The sequence below is a fragment of the Brevibacterium paucivorans genome (assembly GCF_016907735.1).
GTDB classification, from domain to species: domain Bacteria; phylum Actinomycetota; class Actinomycetes; order Actinomycetales; family Brevibacteriaceae; genus Brevibacterium; species Brevibacterium paucivorans.
In genome coordinates, this window is record NZ_JAFBCP010000001.1 from 73560 (window position 1) to 89936 (window position 16377).

Consider the following 16377-nt stretch of genomic DNA (forward strand, 5'->3'; position numbering starts at 1 on the left):
TGGTCGGGGCGTCCTGCCCGGTGATGCTTCGTACCCGGTTAGGCGTCCTGCAGGGTGCTGGCGACCTCACTCAACACCTCGGCGAACCTGTCGGGGCACGACACCATGGGCCAATGCCCGCTGTCGAGGTCGGTCAGCTCGACCCGCTGAGCAGCCGCAAGCTCGGGAGCGTCCCCGCCCTCGATCGCATCGCGGGCATCCTGGGGAGAGAACTCCGGACAGATCACCGTCACCGGGAGCCCAAAGCGCTCCTCATGATCCAACGAGACCGTGGCTCGGCTCACGCCCTGAGGCACACCCACCATGCGCTGCTCGGTCACACGCTTCTGCTGTGCCGACATGTCCGCTGAATCGGGCCCCTCAAACTTCTCCCAGCCCGGGAACCGCATCCATCCGTCTTCGGGCTCAAAGAAATCGGCGTACGTCGCTCCATCAGCCTCGGGGAATCCCCCCACGAACACCACCCCAGCCACCTGCTCAGCCACCCGATCAGCCGCCATCCACGCCAGCGATGCGGCCGCCGAATGTCCCACCACCAAAGGGCGATCCACACTCGTGACCGCCGACGTCACCGCCTCCAGCTGGTCCTCCAACGTCGCGGTAGCATCATCATCACCTTGACCAGGAAGGGACACCGCAATGCCTCGATGTCCTCGCTTGCCCAACTCCTCCACCACTGACTCCCACACATCAGCGGTCAGCCACAACCCACCGACCAACACCATGTCCATATCAACGTCCTCCTTGACGGGCAACACTTACCCCTGCCTCAGCATACCAACTCACCCGCCAGCAGAGAGTACCCAATTTTCCTGTCCCGTTACCTTGTGAGCGCGCCCGATGGCCGAACCAACCGCTCCCGCGGCTTGACTCGAAACATAGAGACACCCCCAGGATGAGTAACCCGTCGAGTAATGGGTACAAGTGAAGGAGCGGGTGGGAAGTTAATCCCACCCGCTCCTTTAACTAGCTATAAGCTGATCGACTCACTTACCGAGTTGGTTGCGGTCGCTCTTACCTTCAACAGCGTGGTCATGGTGCGCTGCGTCAAGTTCAGCCTTAGTGACTGGTGCGACCCGGTCTTCGAAGAAGAACTTTGAGAGCTTCGCACGGTTACGCTCGGCCTTGGTGATGACGCCCTTTTCATTCGGCTGGGCCGGAATGTACTTAGGCGATTCGAAGGAAGTCAGGACCCACAGCTTTTCAGGCGACAGTGGTTCGTGACGTTCCTGGTACTCACCATGTGGCAGACGGATAATCTGACCCGTTTCACGGCCGTGTAGCGCAATCTCGCGGTCCTTACGCTGCAGTCCAAGGCACACACGTTTGGTGATGATGTAACCGATGACAGGTCCAGCGAAGAACAGGATACGGAAGATGTAAATCATGTCGTTCAGCGACATGTGGAACATCACTGCGATAAGGTCACCGGACGCTGCGGCCCACATGTTGAGGTACCAGATCGACACGGCAACACCCAGAGCGGTACGCGTAGGCGTGTTACGTGGACGATCCAGAATGTGGTGTTCACGGTAGTCCTTGGTCACCCACTGCTCAATGAATGGCCATGCGATCATTCCACCGAACAGCACACCCGCAGCCAAGAGGGCCGAGAAGATGTTGAAGCTGATGGGGAATCCAGCAATGTAGAACTCGAACCAGCCCGGAATAATACGTAGGTAACCGTCCATCCATCCGATGTACCAGTCAGGCTGCGTACCAGCCGAAACAGGGGAGGGGTCGTATGGACCGTAGTTCCACACTGCGTTAATCGTGAACAGACCCGAGATCAGTGTCAGAAGCGCTGTGATGAGGAAGAAGAATCCTCCACCCTTCGCAGCGAACGTTGGCAGAACTGGTTCACCAACAACATTCTTGTTGGTGTGTCCAGCGCCAGGCCACTGCGTGTGCTTGTGGATCACAACGAACATCAGGTGGACACCGATCAGCGCAATAAGAATGGCCGGAACCAGCATGATGTGGAACATGTACAGACGGGACACAATGTCGACACCTGGGAACTCTCCACCGAACAGGAAGAACGAGATGTACGTACCTACCAGCGGAATACCCTTGAGCAGACCGTCGATAATTCGGAGACCGTTACCCGAAAGCAGGTCGTCAGGGAGCGAGTAACCCGTGAACCCGGCGGCCATACCCATTGCGATCAGGGCGACACCGATCATCCAGTTGATCTCACGAGGCTTGCGGTATGCACCGGTGAAGTAGATACGCAGTGCGTGCAAGCTCAGCGCCGCCATGAACAGCAGTGCTGCCCAGTGGTGGATCTGGCGGATGAAGAGTCCACCGCGAATCTCAAATGAGATTGCGAGCGTCGAAGCATATGCTTCTGACATCTCGACACCCTTAAGTGGCACGAATGGGCCGTTGTAAATTGTTTCGCCCATTGCAGGCTTGAACCAAAGCGTCAGGAACGTACCCGAGATCAGCAGGATGACGAAGCTGTAAAGAGCAACTTCACCCAACATGAAAGACCAGTGGCTTGGGAAGATCTTACGACCAAACTCGCGCACTGCAACTGAAGCGCCCGTACGCGCTTCGATCCATTTTGCTGAATCCTGGAGTGCTTTCGACTCGGTCACTTGAACGTTACTCATTCAGTCTCAGTCTCCCTCGTGTGGATCTCCCAGAAGGTCGGTCCGACTGGTTCAGGGAAGTCGCGCTGTGCAACGAGATACCCTTCGCTGTCGACCGTAATCGGGAGCTGTGGAAGTGGGCGCTTTGCAGGGCCGAAGACCACCTTGCAGTGGTTTGTCACGTCGAAGGTCGACTGGTGGCATGGGCACAGCAAGTGGTGTGTCTGGTGCTCGTACAGAGCAACTGGGCAACCCACGTGAGTACAAATCTTGGAGTATGCGACTACTCCGTCAATACCCCAGTCTTCCTTAGCTGGGTCCGTCTTGAGTTCGCGTGGGTCAACGCGCATCAGGAGAACCGCTGCTTTAGCCTTCTCGTTCAGCGGGTGACCGGACTTTGCGATACCTTCTGGCAGAACGTGGAAAGCCGAACCGATGGTGACGTCAGCAAGCTTGATCGGACGCTCGGCACCTTCGTGAGGAATACCGCCCGGGTCCTGGATCAGACGAACGCCTGGTCCCCACAGGGTTTCAAACAGTTTGTTTCCTGGAAGTGGACCGAGGTCGCGCAAAACAAGCACAGCAGGCAGGGGAGCGATCGCTACCGCAGTGATGAGCATGTTGCGCAGAAGTGGGCGACGTGCGATGCCCGATTCTTCCTTGGCCTGGTTGAGGATCTCCAGTGCGATCGCCTGGTCTTCTTCGGACCCAGCGATGCGGTGGCGGTCTTCAACCACCTCAACGTCCGTGATCAGGTTCTTAGCCCAAAGAACAATTCCAATACCGATACCGGCAAGTGCGAGTGTCGCACCCAAGCCAAGCATGGTGTTCTGCAGTCGCAGTGCCTCCATGCTCCCGTCGAGCGGGAACAGGAAGTACGACACGATGAACCAAATGGTTCCAACCATGGAGGCCAGGAACCACATGGCAATCTGCCGTTCAGCTACCTTCGCAGCACCTGAGTCACTGTCTACAAGGCGCGGCTTGTGTTCAGGCAGTCCTGGGTTCTCAAACCCATTCACCTGCTCCAGCTGGCCTGTTGTGCCAGTCAAATTCTTCGAGGTCATTCGCTTCCTCGTCTAGTTCTCAATACTGATTTCTTTGATCACTTAGCGCGGGCGGTCAGCCACACAGTGATCCCAACTACTGCTCCAAGGCCGAAGAACCAAATAAACAGACCTTCGGCGACTGGCCCAATCGAGCCCAACTTGAAACCACCTGGTGACGGCGGTTCAGACACGGTACGTACGTAGGCGATAACGTCGCGCTTCTGCTCAGGTGTGAGGTTCGCATCGTTGAAGATAGGCATGTTCTGAGGCCCGGTCTGCATTGCCTGGTAGAGGTGCTTTTCGGACACTTCAGACAGGTTTGGCGCGTACTTACCACGAGTCAGCGCACCACCGGCACCGACAACGTTGTGGCACATTGCGCAGTTTGTGCGGAAGAGTCCACCACCAGCAGCAGGGTCACCCTTGGAAGCGTCCAGGTACTCTTCGTCAGGCAACGAAGGTCCAGGGCCCAGGGAAGCAACATAAGCTGCCATCTGGTCGATTTCGTCCTGGCTGAACTGTGGCTTCTTCACCTGGCCCTGTGGCCCGTGCATCTGAAGCGGCATACGTCCGGTACCCACCTGGAAGTCAACAGCGGACGCACCTACACCAATGAGGCTTGGTCCGTTGGGGCTACCTTCTGCATTTGCGCCGTGGCAAGTTTTGCAGTTTGCAATGAAGAGCTTTTCACCAGCTTCGATGTCTTTGGCCGAAGCCTGCTGTGCCGTGGCGGTTGAGTTGTTAGTGAAGAGTGCGTAGGCACCTCCGGTCACCAACAGGCCCACGAGCAACAGGACGACCAGCGCCAGCGGGTGGCGACGGCGTTGCGCTAGAAGCTTCACGTTACGAGTCCTTTTCTGTCTGAGCTAGGCGATAAGTATTAGTGCAGGAGGTAAATCACTGCGAACAGGGCAACCCACACGACGTCCACGAAGTGCCAGTAGTACGACACGCAGACAGCAAAGGTTGCTTCACGGTGACCAAATTTCTTGGCACCGTACGCACGACCGACAACCATCAAGAAGGCGATAAGCCCACCGATCACGTGAAGACCGTGGAAACCGGTTGTCAGGTAGAACACCGACCCGTATGCGTTCGAGTTGAGGGCTACACCTTCACTGACGAGGGTCGCGTACTCAAAGACCTGTCCACCAATGAAGATTGCACCGAGAAAGAACGAGAGGAGGTACCACTCGATCATTCCCCACTTGCCAATCTCGAAGATGCCGCCGGTACGTGCCGGCTTGAAGTGTTCGGCCTTGTGAACACCGAACTGACAGGTAATGGATGAGATCACCAGGACGGTTGTGTTAGCCAAGGCGAAGGGAACAGCCAGTTTTGGCGTTTCTTCCTGCCACATTTCAGGCGCGACAGACCGAATGGTGAAGTACATGGCGAAGAGCGCGGCAAAGAACATCAGCTCACTACCAAGCCAAACAATGAACCCCACGGTTGAGGTGTTAGGCCGGTTGATCACTGGATGAACTGGCGCTGAATGAGATGCAGTTGCTGTTGACACAGGCCTATTATTACCCAGTTGGCAGGGTAATTTCATCTTTTACTCAGGAACGATGTGCGGTTTACTTCGCGTGCCACCAGGAAAGTCGCGTGGATAGTGGCAAAGAGGCACTTTTGAGAAAAACGGGTGGGCGTGTCGAAAAATGAGCGAGGACTCACTAGCATTTAGTCGTTACTTCGCTTCACGAAAGTAAATCTCACACAGGCAATGATCAGAGGAGAGCGTATGAGTACTGCACAACCGGCCACGATGTCTGATGTGCGCAACTGGCCGGACCTGCTTGTTGGTCTCATGCGCGGCGTTCACATGGATGCTGACACCTCGGCGTGGGCGATGGACCAAATTATGTCCGGTGTTGTCCCAGACGTCACCATGGCATCGTTCTTGGTCGCGCACCATGCAAAGGGCGAAACAGTTGACGAGATCAACGGCCTTGTCCGTTCCATGTATGAACATGCTGTGCGAATCGACGGCCTCGAAGATTCAGTGGACATCGTTGGAACCGGGGGAGACCGTGCTAAGACGGTCAATATTTCCTCGACCGCCTCTTTCATCATCGCCGCATCTGGGCAACGGGTCCTCAAACACGGAAACCGGGCAACGTCCTCGGCGTCCGGATCCGCTGACGTCCTCGAAACCCTTGGCCTTCAGCTGGAACTGGGCCCAGAAGCCGCCACGGAGCTCGCCAAGCGCGAGAACATGGCGTTCCTCTTCGCGAACGTCTATCACCCGTCGATGCGGTTCATTGCACCTGTGCGCAAGCAGATCGCTGTTCCGTCTGCTTTTAACATCCTGGGACCGCTCACCAATCCGGCACGCACTAAGAAGGCGGCTATTGGGGTTGCTGACCCTGCCATGATCGACCTCGTTACTGGGGTTCTTAACAACCGTGGCGACCAGGCAGTCGTGTTCCGTTCCCGCGACGGGCTCGACGAGCTCAGCAACACCGATGTGAACGACGTGTGGGAAGTCCGCGACGGCAATATCACGCACTGGGAGTTCGACGCTACAGCCTTGGGTTTGCCACGTGTAACAAAAGACGACCTCCGCGGCGGAGATCCAGCGTTCAACGCCTCGGTCATGCAGCGCACGCTCTCGGGTGAACATTCTCCGGTGCGTGACGTTGTGCTCCTCAACGCGGCGGCGGCGTTGGTTGCCGCTGACAGCGCCTCAGAGGAGTCGTTCACGGAACGGTTGGCAGCGAAGTTTGACACGGTCGCCGAGGTCGTTGACTCCGGGGCTGCGCGCGCCAAGTTAGATTCGGTGGTCCGTGCGTCGCAGGATCTTCGGAGCGCCCAAGGCTGACTCGTTGAGAGCCTGCTGATACCCGTTGGTGGGCTGAGCAATTGGCTCTTCTAAGTCCAGAAGGACGGCACCGTCGTTCATGGCCCAGTGGTAAATCAGTGAGCGCTCTTCGGCGAGCCCACGGTGGCTCTCTGGAAACTGTGCCGCGGTGAGAGCCAAGCTGTGGGACACGCTACCCAGATCGGCTCCCCATGGGACGTGCTCTGAAGCCCCCAAGAGCCCGCGGTGGACAACTGCTACGTCAAACCCGTGATCGGTAGCTACTGCGACGGCGAGTCGCCCCGACTCTTCAACGCTACTGTTTTGTTCTCCGCGTGCTCCCGCGCGTAAGACGCTGATGGCTACGTCTCGGGCTTGGGCCGCTTCTTCATAGCGTTCATGAATTGCCAACTGTTTCAAGTGGTCCATAGTGTTGTCGACAAACGCCTGAGGTTGCCCCTCCAGGAGAGCGGTTACGGGGCTTATTCCGTTCAGGTACTCCTGGGGATTCGTGACACCGCTGCACGGACCACCGCATTTACCCATTTCTCCGGCTGGGCATGGTCGAAAATCGGCACGTTTTGGTTTTGCAGTACACCGCTTGAGCGGATACATGCGTTCCAGCAGGTCTTTTGCGGCACGTGCTGACGCGTTCTTGCGGAAGGGCCCTAGCGCCAGCATGCCCGGTGCGGGTGACGTCCGGGCTATCGAAAGACGGGGGAACCTTTCGGTTGTGAGTTTGAGCCACGTCTCACGCGATGCACCTTTTGAACGCCGGTTATATGGAGGTTGAAGTTCGTCAATCAACCGGACTTCACGCACCCGCGCTTCGAGCTCTGTTGGACAGACGATTGTTCGAATGCTCTGCGCAGCTGTCACCATTTCGGCCATTCGTCCGCGTGATTCTGCGGCATTGAAGTATGACGTGACACGTGACCGCATGTCTCGGCTACTGCCCACGTAGAGAACGCGATCAGAACCGTCGACAAACATGTACACACCGGGTGCATGCGGCACATCTCTAGCTAGGTGTTTCTTTGACTGCCGGACTTTCCACCCTTGTGGCTTGAGGCTTTGGAGTTCTTCAAAAGTGGTCACGCCCAGCGCACCAAAGCGCTCGAACATGCACTGCAGAATATGGTGTGTCGCACGCGCGTCCTCAAGTGCCCGGTGTACCGGGGGAGTAGGCGCGTTGAAGAACGTAGCGAGCGTGCCAAGTTTATGATTACGTACTTCCTGCCGGGTGACGCACAGCCTAGCCAACTTCACAGTGTCCAACACGGAATACGACGGCCACGGATAGTCAAGACGTGCACACGCTTCGCGAAGAAACCCAATGTCGAACCCTGCGTTGTGTGCAACCAAGGTACTTCCGTGTGCAAACTCTAGAAACATTGGGATCACAGAAGATAGTTCCGGCGCCGTTGCCACCATGGAGTTGGTAATGCCTGTCAGTCGCTCAACAAAAGGCGAAATCACGGAACGGGTGGGTTTCACAAGCGTCTGAAACTCACCAATTATCTCTCCTCCACGACTTTTGACCGCGCCAATCTCCGTGATGTCACCGTTGGCCGCATTAGCGCCCGTGGTTTCAAGGTCGACGACAGTGAACGTCACATCGTGGAGTTCGGTGCCCAGATCGGCAAACGTCATGGGTCCGCGAGATGCGGAGCGGTCAAAACGATAGTTCATAACTCATATGGTTCTAGATGGCACTGACACGGTGCCACAGGCTCTTCAGGACGCATGACGAAACTCGTCGCCTCGCGTACGTACCACTAAACTTGCGCGCCCCCATCATCGTCGTGGCGCCTTTCCTTAGGCAAGGTGAAGATCGCCCCCACGCCACCTCCGGCGGCTGCCACAACGCACACGATGGACGCCCACATGGGCACAGGTCGCACAAACAGCACCAACACGATGATCGCAAGAATTCCACCGACCAAAGCGACAAGCGAAACGACTCGCGCCGGCTGAGCATCACTGAGATTCACCTTTTCGACGACCGGCCCCTCCCAGTCTTCGCGTTGCTCAAGGTACTCGGTGACTTCTTCTGCCGAGACTTCCGAGTTGTACGCTGTCGAACGCCCAAAATCGGCAACAATCGCGTCCCAGTCTTCATCACGGACGCGTTCGTCCTCGCTCAGGCGTTCCCATTCAGGAACAGAGTCACCGTTGTCGCTATTTTTCATGCTTCGTCACGTGCCAAGGCACGTTCAATCTGCTGAATAATCATCGGTGCATCATAATCCAGAGTGGCCACGTGCAAACTTTCACGCATAATCACACGGTTCACGTTTTGTGCTGTGCGCGCAATAAAGTCGCTCGACCGCGAAGCAACCACGTTGTCGGTCGAAGACGACATCAGCGTCACCGGCGTTTGCAGTGACCAGAGCCGAGCACGCACGCGCTCACATCCTCGGTACAACTGGGCTACTCCACTCAACGGCGTGCGCGGGTAGGCGTATTCATCCATGCCGGGCCGTGCAATATCGCCACCGATCGATTTCACATCGGTAATGAACGGCGAAAGCACACCCGCAAAACGCGCAAGAGGTGAGTCAACGTACACAGCCGGGTTCACCAGGACGCCGGCAGCCACCTCGGGCCGGGAAACCAACGCCTCCAAAGCCAGCGTGCCACCCATCGACAACCCAGCAACAACCACGCGGTCGTGTTCCGCAAGCGCAGCATCAACTTCGTCCAACGCACAGTCAACCCAGTCTTCCCACGTGCAGTCGAGCATATCTGTCCACACCGTGCCGTGCCCAGGCAAAAGAGGAACCGACACCGTCGCACCCGTCGACGCATGCACGCGGTGCGCTATGTCGCGCCACACATACGGGGAGCCGGTGAAACCGTGCAGCATCACAACTGCGGCAGACGATTCGCCACGCAAGGAAATCGGGGACGACACAGAATCAGTTGTCGTTAACTCAGTCATGTTTCCAGCATGCCACAGTGCCATATAGTGAATGCGGAACCGTCGAAAGGTGAGCGAGTGTTTTATTGGGTCCTCAAACGGATCTTGGTTGGTCCGTTGCTTAAGATCCTCTTCCGCCCATGGGTCCGAGGGATCGAGAACATTCCAGAAGAAGGTGGCGCGATCATCGCGGGTAACCACCTGTCCTTTATGGACTCGATTTTTATTCCGCTCATCGCGCCCCGCCCGGTTGTGTACTTGGCGAAAAAGGACTATTTCACCGGTCCTGGCATCAAAGGCCGGCTCGTGCGGTCGTTTTTCTTGGCAACGAACCAGTTGCCCATGGACCGAGGTGGTGGCTCCGCTTCCGAGGCATCGCTCAAGTCCGGTTTAAAAGTCCTCAACGAAGGCAAGTTGCTCGGTATCTATCCGGAAGGGACGCGCTCCCCAGATGGTCGCCTCTACCGAGGTCGTACCGGCGTTGCGCGTCTAGTCCTAGAGTCTGGCTGCCCAGTAGTTCCGGTGGCGCTCATCGGCACGGACAAGGTTCAGCCTCAGGGAAAAATGGTCCCCAAATTGCGTCGAGTTGGAATTGTTTTTGGTAAGCCAATCGACTTTTCACGCTACGAGAACGTACCCGAGGACCGTTTTCTCTTGCGCTCGATTACCGACGAGATCATGTACGAGATTCTGCGACTCTCCGGGCAAGAGTACGTGGATACGTATGCGTCCACAGTGAAGACACGGTTGCTGGCCGAAAAGAAGGACGCCGGCCCTAGCTCGTAAGGCACTTTTTTGCCTTCTGCAAGCAGTGCGTGAGTGTTCGATAATTTCGATAACGGCGACACGCCAAATCGTTATCTGCGCGGTTGTTGAGTCAGGGTCGCCAAGCACATAGTTTCGTTTATGTAGATCATCCCGAAAGCCATGCGCATGTAGAATGGAATAATTCCGCAAGTGCTTGAGCCCCACTTCCCCCTGGGGTGTAAGGAGTAATTGGTGTGAACCAGAGCCCAGAAGTAGCAGCGTCCCAATCGCGCGAGGCGCAGGGACTGCTATTCAACGACGACCTACCTGAACTTAACGAGGAAATTGGGTATCGCGGACCCGTCGTCGCCAACGTTATTGGTATTACGTACCGTCAGCTCGACTACTGGGCACGAACCAACCTGGTCCAGCCGACCATTCAGACGGCATCCGGCTCAGGTTCTACGCGTCTTTACTCGTTCCGCGACATTCTGGTGCTGAAGATCATCAAGCGTCTGCTGGACACTGGCGTTTCACTCAATCAGATCCGCGTCGCTGTGGGGTCACTGCGTGAACACGGAATCGACGACCTTTCAAACATCACGCTCATGAGCGACGGCTCTTCCGTGTTTGAATGCACGTCTCCCGACGAGGTCATTGACCTCCTTCAGGGAGGCCAGGGAGTCTTTGGGATTTCGGTTGGGCGTGTATGGCGCGACGTCGAAGGAACTTTGGCTGAACTGCCCAGCGAACGCCCTGAAGCTCCTGTTGCACCTGTTGACGAACTTGCGTTGCGTCGCGCTGCTAAGAAGAAGATCGGCTAGATAGCGCTACTTAAACGCTTTTATTTTGGGGGATAAACAATGAGCGGGGAACCGGTTGGTTCCCCGCTCATTGTGTGCGCTCTGTGTTTTACAGATTGATCGCACTAGTGCTTTGGTTTGCGTCCTTGGGTTTCCTTCATCGACTCAATCTTGCGCGAAAGCATGGCGTCGAATCCCGCTGAGTTCGCATTGTGATCGGATGCCTGAGTGGGTTCCTTAGACTTCTTCTTTGGTTTCTCAAGCTTTGCGTCGGTGTCTGGTTTTGAACCCTTGCCTGTTTTTACGTCCTTACCCGTTTTGGCAGCTTTCTTTTCGGCTGGCTTCTTTGGGGCGTCAGCAGGCTTTTGTGGGGCCCCAGCGGGTTTCTTTGGAGCCTTGGCCTTCGGTTCCGGCGACGGCGACTTCGGCGTTTCCAGAGGAGCTTCAGTCTTCGTTTCGAGAGGCTTCGTTCCGGACGAATCGCGTGTTCCACCTTTTCCGCGCACATTCATGCTGCGCAATGCGCGGTCGAGAATGGAATCAAATGCAGACGCGAGTTCACCGGCTGGCTTACCCGGCCATTCGTGGATCGGGCGTGCCGATCCCTGCGCCTGCTGAAGTACGGTACGTTCCGACAGTGGCGGGTTGAGGACAAGCGGCCCAAACATATCTTTGAGCTCTTGAATCCGGAAACTCTGTTCGCGAGATGAGGGACGCACACGGTTGACGACAATACCCAGAGGTTGAAGCTTAGCGGCACTCCTACGACGAAGTTCATCGGTGGCTCGCAAAGCGCGGTCGGCAGCGGCCACTGAGAACAGGCCGGGTTCCGTCACGATAAGGACTCGCTGGCTCGCTGTCCACGCAGCTCGAGTGAGCCCGTTGAGCGATGGAGGGCAGTCGATGAGTACCAGGCGGTACTTGGAGCCATTGCGTTTGATGGCCTCGCGTAGACGTTTAAGATACCGGTCTGACAGCGAGGGCCGATCAAACTCCGCGGCCCGAGGCGAACCGGGAATCACGTCGAGTACGCCGTGTTTCCCTTCAACCCATCCAGAAGGGGTGATCGCCTGGTTGACGAGTTTGCTCTTGGGGGCAGAGAGAACATCCGCAATGTCAGCTGGGGTAGTGACGGGAACATCGAGCCCAGTTGAAGCATCTGCCTGAGGATCCATGTCCACGACGAGCGTAGGAATGCCACGGCTCAACGCCGCTGAGGCGAGCCCCAGAGTTACGGAGGTCTTACCGACCCCACCTTTTAGACTAGAAACGCTAAGAACAAGCACACTCTAACGTTAGCGGATTCTGCCCGTTTGGTGTCTTAAGGTCGCTAATTGTGAACGCACGACTGGCGTCAACGCGTGTTGCACACTACGAACTGCCGGTGACAATCGATGTCGTTGAGCCGGTCGGTGACGGGGCCACCTGAAGCTTGCATGGGATCGACTGCTGCATTTCTTCGACGTGTGAAATGACGCCAACTGATCTACCGTGCGCACGCAACTCGTCGAGCACTGTCATGACTGCGTCCAGCGCTTGAGGGTCAAGACTTCCAAAACCTTCGTCAATAAACAGGGAGTCCAATTGAATACCACCTGCATGTGCAGAGACAGTGTCTGCAAGGCCCAGTGCCAAGCTGAGCGAAGCCATAAAGGACTCACCGCCTGACAGCGTTCGCGGGTCCCGCTCTTCCGAAGTGAAGGTGTCGACAACTTTCAGGAGCAAACCACCTTTTGTTTGCCCAGTTTGGCGTTCATACGCGTGTTCGAGGCGATAGCGCTGTCGAGACATCACCTCGAGCCTGTCCGACGCCGCCTGCGTTACTTGAGCAAACATTTCACCCAGCACGAAAGACTTGAGTGTGATGCGGGGAGCGTTGGACGGGCTTGTCGCGTTGACGATCTGCGCCAGCTCTACGATGCGTTCGTTGTGCGCGAGTTCCGTTTCACAGGAACGTTCCTGTTCAAAAGCCGTGCTCCGCGCGTGGTGGGCCGCATCTCGCCTCTTCATGGCGTGAAACAGCCGTTTGCTGGCCACATCAAGGTCTGCTGTGTAGCTCTCTAGTACACGTTGTTGCGCCATGACACGCTCAGTGAGTTGATCGTATGTGAGAGGTTCGTCGATACCTCGTGCGTACCAATCGGATGCATGATTTTCCCGCAGAAGGGTCGCGTGTTGCTCCATCAAGTTGAGTTGGTGTGAAGCGTCCTCGAGATCCTCGCTTCGCAGTTCGTTGAATTCGTCATGTTCGGTAAAGACCGAGGTGTCAAACGCAGTTGCCCACTCACTCTCCCGCTCATGGAGGTCGGTGATCCGGGATTGCAGCTCTCGGGATAGCTCCAGGCTCTTCTCCACCCGTTGTACAAGCGACTCCACATATCGTTCTAGATCCTGCGCTTGAGTTGCACCCGTAGGGGCAGACCTATCGATGACGTTGAGCAACGATTCGGGTACCGAGGTTTCAGACTCAAGGTGCTCAATTTGGGTGTCCACTCGGATGCATTCTTTTTCGCAGTCGGTCTGTTTGACACGCATTGCTTCCATGGCGTGTTCTGCTTGCTCAAGCTCTTTCTGAAGCTTCGCGTGTGTTTCCGTCAAGCGTTTATGCTCATCTTGAAGTCTTCTGTATTCGGCCTGTTTACGTACACACTGCTGTTCAACTTCAGACGTCTGTTCATACTCTTGCCGTTGCTTTGAAAGCTCTTGCCATGTGGCACGTTCTTTCACATACTCGCCACTGAGCACGGAATGCCGTTCATTCGCTTGTGACATCGCGTTGAACGCGTTGTCTTCGTCCGCTTGCCCCGGGGCCTGGGGCTGCTTGTGTGCGGGGGAGGGGTGATCGGTGGAACCACATACTGGGCACGACTTGTTCTTGTGTAGTTTGGCGGCAAGTTCCCCAGCAATACCAGCTAACCGCTGAGATCGAATGGAGTCATACGCCTTCCGCGCTTCCTGTGCGCGTACACATGCTTCTTCGAGTTGGTCCTTCAGACGTTCACACTTCTGAGTGAGTTTCTGCAGCTTGGAATCGAGCGCGTACACACGGTCACGCACCGCTGTGGAATCTTCATAAGCATTCTGTGCCTGGTCGACTGCGTGTTCGATCACATGTGGATCATCAAGTGCCTCAAACTGGGCGCGTTTTTCTTCAACGTGCAGAGTCAGCGTGTCAACACGAGACGAGTAATCGCCCAGCTGCTGCTCGAGTTGCGTCTTGTGGGCATCGAGCGTTTCGAGTTCACTAAAGGCGCGACGTGATCTGCGCGTGAAGTCGAGCAGTTCCTTTAACTCGCTGGCACTGTTGTCGAAGGGCGAAGCCGCTTCATCGCGTTCAGCTCGAACCTTGTTGGCCTGTCGCCTGGCACGTTCATATTCGTCCCATGCGGGCGCAATTCTATGGGCTTCCCTCAAACGTTTGACGCGTTTCGCATACTGCGAGTGCCCTTCGGGGTCGTACTTTCTTTCCACTTCACGGTGCTTGAGAAAATGTTCCGCGTCATCGCGTCTTTGGCGAAGCTCTTCCAAACGTGACTCAGCCGTGTCTTTCCGTGTTTGGGCCATGTCATTCACGCGCTGAGCAGTCTGGTATCGACTTTCTTCTTCGATGTACGCGACTGTCGCGGCAGCACCGACGTTCGTCAGAGATGGGTGTGTTGAAAGCTGCCGAATGCCTGGCACGTGAGCGTTTTCCAAAAAGCGCGTGATCTTCTCAGCACGTCGCGTGCGAATCTCCGAGGTGCTTTTATTTGCCTCACTTTGCATCCGACTGAGGTTTGCGGCCACCATGCCAAACCGTTCGGTTCCAAAAAGCCGTTCAAGGATGACTTCCCGCTCCGTGGCATTTGCTCGAAGGAACGCAGAGAATTCACCCTGCGGCAACATCATGACGCGCGTGAACTGATCACCGTTCAGGCCCACGTTCTCGTGAACAACCTGAGCGACTTCCTCGTGCCTACGTGACCGGCCGATCCATTCACCCCCGATGTATTCGTGATAGCTGACACTTGCTGGCTGCGTCGTCATTCCAGTGCCACGCTGTTTGGGGCGCTCATAGGACGGCGATCGCTCGATCTTAAAACGTTTGCTCCGTACTTCGCAGTCGAGGATTACTCGAGTTGTCGTGTGCGGAGACGCGAACTGTGACCGTAGCTGTTTCACCTGGCCCCGGCCTCCCGGAACCTTTCCGTAGAGCGCAAAGCAGATGGCGTCGAGAATGCTCGTTTTGCCTGCTCCTGTGGGGCCCGCAATCAGGAAAAGGCCGTCTGATGTCAGCGTTTCGAAGTCGATTTCTTCCTTACCTGCGAACGGTCCAAATCCCTCGATCGTGAGGTGCAGAATTCTCATTGTTGTCCACCTCGCAGTGCTTCGTGGAAGAGTTCTAGTTCTTCCGGCGTGGGGTCGTGTTGCGTGACATGTTTCATAAACGCACTGAACACGGCTGTATCAGTCGTGCGATGCGTGTGGACGTGTTCGGCGGATGAGCGTTGAAAATGCTCGTCCACCCAGCGCAGGTGAATGAGGTTAGGAATTTTCGCTTTGAGCTTTTGAAGCGCTTGTGGAACCCGTTTGCTGTCAGTGAGTTCAAGTTCAACGAGAGCATCTTTATCAGACCAGTCGCGAGTCAGGGCTTGCTCGAAACTACATCGAATGCTGTGGGCTCGCACAAATTGAGGAAGCTTAATGGCGTGGTACTTCACGCCGTCGGCGTCGATCTTCACCTCTTGCACGGTTTTCGGAATGCGTGCTTCTTCAAATGAATAAGGGATGGGGGATCCGGAATACACAACTCCTTGAGTGATCTCTTGAGGTCGGTGCAGGTGACCTAGAGCGGCATAGGCGACGTTCGTGAAAACGCCACTGCCAACGTTGCCTACACCGCCCACTCCGATTTCGCGTTCAGACTCTGAAGGCGTCGCACCTGTCACAAACGCATGAGCAACGACAACTACCGGACGACCGGGGAAATGTTGCTCAGCATGCGCATGGATCTCTTGTACGCAATGGGAGATAACGGACTGGTGATTCCGTTGAACATTCAGAGCCCGATGCACGAGGGCGGGTTCGAGGTAGGGGATCGCATAAATGACACAGTCGCCCATATCGATGGGCCACAGAATATCTTCCACATGTGTTCGTAGGTGGATTCCTACGCGGTCCAGCTGGTGACGGCTAAATCCCAGCCGATGAAAGGAGTCGTGGTTGCCGCTCGATGCGATGACACGAATCCCGGCATCTGCCAAGCGGGTGATTGTGCGGTCAAACAGATGAAGCGCATCGATAGGAGGCACCGCGCGGTCGTACACGTCACCGCTCACAACTACTGCATCGTACGAGCCGTCTTGGGCCAAGTCGACCAAATGGTCAGCGAAGCGACTTTGCGCATCAGTGAGATCCACGCCGTGAAACGTGCGCCCCAAATGCCAATCCGATGTATGAAGAAACCGCATGGCAT

The 16377-nt window shown here is 56.2% G+C and carries 14 protein-coding genes; 3 read left to right on the top strand and 11 right to left on the bottom strand.

All coding sequences use genetic code 11. The features are described 5' to 3' along the window. Window positions 1–38 precede the first annotated feature (38 nt). From JOE56_RS00345 to ctaE, 5 genes are all read right to left on the bottom strand, one after another. Complete coding sequence (locus JOE56_RS00345) at window positions 39–731, bottom strand: alpha/beta fold hydrolase (protein WP_204514336.1); 693 nt, start codon at window positions 729–731, stop codon at window positions 39–41. Between the two features lie 255 nt (window positions 732–986). Continuing rightward, window positions 987–2618, bottom strand: a complete 1632-nt coding sequence (gene qcrB, locus JOE56_RS00350; protein WP_204514337.1) for a cytochrome bc1 complex cytochrome b subunit — start codon at window positions 2616–2618, stop codon at window positions 987–989. Continuing rightward, window positions 2615–3664 (bottom strand): cytochrome bc1 complex Rieske iron-sulfur subunit, encoded by a 1050-nt coding sequence (gene qcrA / locus JOE56_RS00355; RefSeq protein WP_204514338.1) that lies wholly within the window; start codon window positions 3662–3664, stop codon window positions 2615–2617. The genes qcrB and qcrA overlap by 4 nt, the downstream gene beginning before the upstream one ends. A 38-nt stretch (window positions 3665–3702) precedes the next feature. Further along, on the bottom strand, window positions 3703–4488 hold the full coding sequence (qcrC, locus tag JOE56_RS00360; protein WP_204514339.1) for a cytochrome bc1 complex diheme cytochrome c subunit: 786 nt from the start codon (window positions 4486–4488) through the stop codon (window positions 3703–3705). A 38-nt stretch (window positions 4489–4526) separates the two neighbouring features. After that, window positions 4527–5201, bottom strand: a complete 675-nt coding sequence (gene ctaE / locus JOE56_RS00365; protein ID WP_275433679.1) for an aa3-type cytochrome oxidase subunit III — start codon at window positions 5199–5201, stop codon at window positions 4527–4529. 189 nt (window positions 5202–5390) lie between these two features. Here ctaE and trpD point away from each other — a divergent pair, with 189 nt between their 5' ends. Continuing rightward, the gene (gene trpD / locus JOE56_RS00370) at window positions 5391–6470 is read left to right on the top strand and encodes an anthranilate phosphoribosyltransferase (RefSeq protein WP_204514340.1); all 1080 of its coding nucleotides are present in this window, start codon (window positions 5391–5393) and stop codon (window positions 6468–6470) included. On the opposite strand, the gene JOE56_RS00375 is transcribed toward trpD, so the two are convergent. From JOE56_RS00375 to JOE56_RS00385, 3 genes are all read right to left on the bottom strand, one after another. Next, entirely contained in the window at window positions 6420–8141 is a 1722-nt protein-coding gene (locus JOE56_RS00375) for a DEDD exonuclease domain-containing protein (RefSeq protein ID WP_204514341.1), read from the bottom strand. The two genes, trpD and JOE56_RS00375, sit on opposite strands and share 51 nt — an antisense overlap. An 86-nt stretch (window positions 8142–8227) precedes the next feature. Beyond that, window positions 8228–8641 (bottom strand): hypothetical protein, encoded by a 414-nt coding sequence (locus JOE56_RS00380; RefSeq protein ID WP_204514342.1) that lies wholly within the window; start codon window positions 8639–8641, stop codon window positions 8228–8230. Next, window positions 8638–9393 (bottom strand): alpha/beta hydrolase, encoded by a 756-nt coding sequence (locus tag JOE56_RS00385; RefSeq protein ID WP_204514343.1) that lies wholly within the window; start codon window positions 9391–9393, stop codon window positions 8638–8640. Before JOE56_RS00385 ends, JOE56_RS00380 begins: the two co-directional genes overlap by 4 nt. A 57-nt stretch (window positions 9394–9450) precedes the next feature. On the opposite strand from JOE56_RS00385, the gene JOE56_RS00390 reads away from it, so the two are divergent. Together JOE56_RS00390 and JOE56_RS00395 are read left to right on the top strand one after the other, a co-directional pair. After that, window positions 9451–10158, top strand: a complete 708-nt coding sequence (locus JOE56_RS00390; protein WP_338028587.1) for a lysophospholipid acyltransferase family protein — start codon at window positions 9451–9453, stop codon at window positions 10156–10158. A 215-nt stretch (window positions 10159–10373) separates the two neighbouring features. After that, window positions 10374–10943, top strand: a complete 570-nt coding sequence (locus JOE56_RS00395; RefSeq protein ID WP_204514345.1) for a MerR family transcriptional regulator — start codon at window positions 10374–10376, stop codon at window positions 10941–10943. A 104-nt stretch (window positions 10944–11047) separates the two neighbouring features. Here the strand turns inward: JOE56_RS00395 and JOE56_RS11150 are convergent, their stop codons facing one another. The 3 genes from JOE56_RS11150 to JOE56_RS00410 form a co-directional block, all read right to left on the bottom strand. Beyond that, complete coding sequence (locus JOE56_RS11150; RefSeq protein ID WP_204514346.1) at window positions 11048–12208, bottom strand: AAA family ATPase; 1161 nt, start codon at window positions 12206–12208, stop codon at window positions 11048–11050. Between the two features lie 85 nt (window positions 12209–12293). Further along, window positions 12294–15269 (bottom strand): AAA family ATPase, encoded by a 2976-nt coding sequence (locus JOE56_RS00405; protein WP_204514347.1) that lies wholly within the window; start codon window positions 15267–15269, stop codon window positions 12294–12296. Continuing rightward, on the bottom strand, window positions 15266–16372 hold the full coding sequence (locus JOE56_RS00410; protein ID WP_204514348.1) for an exonuclease SbcCD subunit D: 1107 nt from the start codon (window positions 16370–16372) through the stop codon (window positions 15266–15268). The genes JOE56_RS00405 and JOE56_RS00410 overlap by 4 nt, the downstream gene beginning before the upstream one ends. Window positions 16373–16377: the final 5 nt, after the last annotated feature.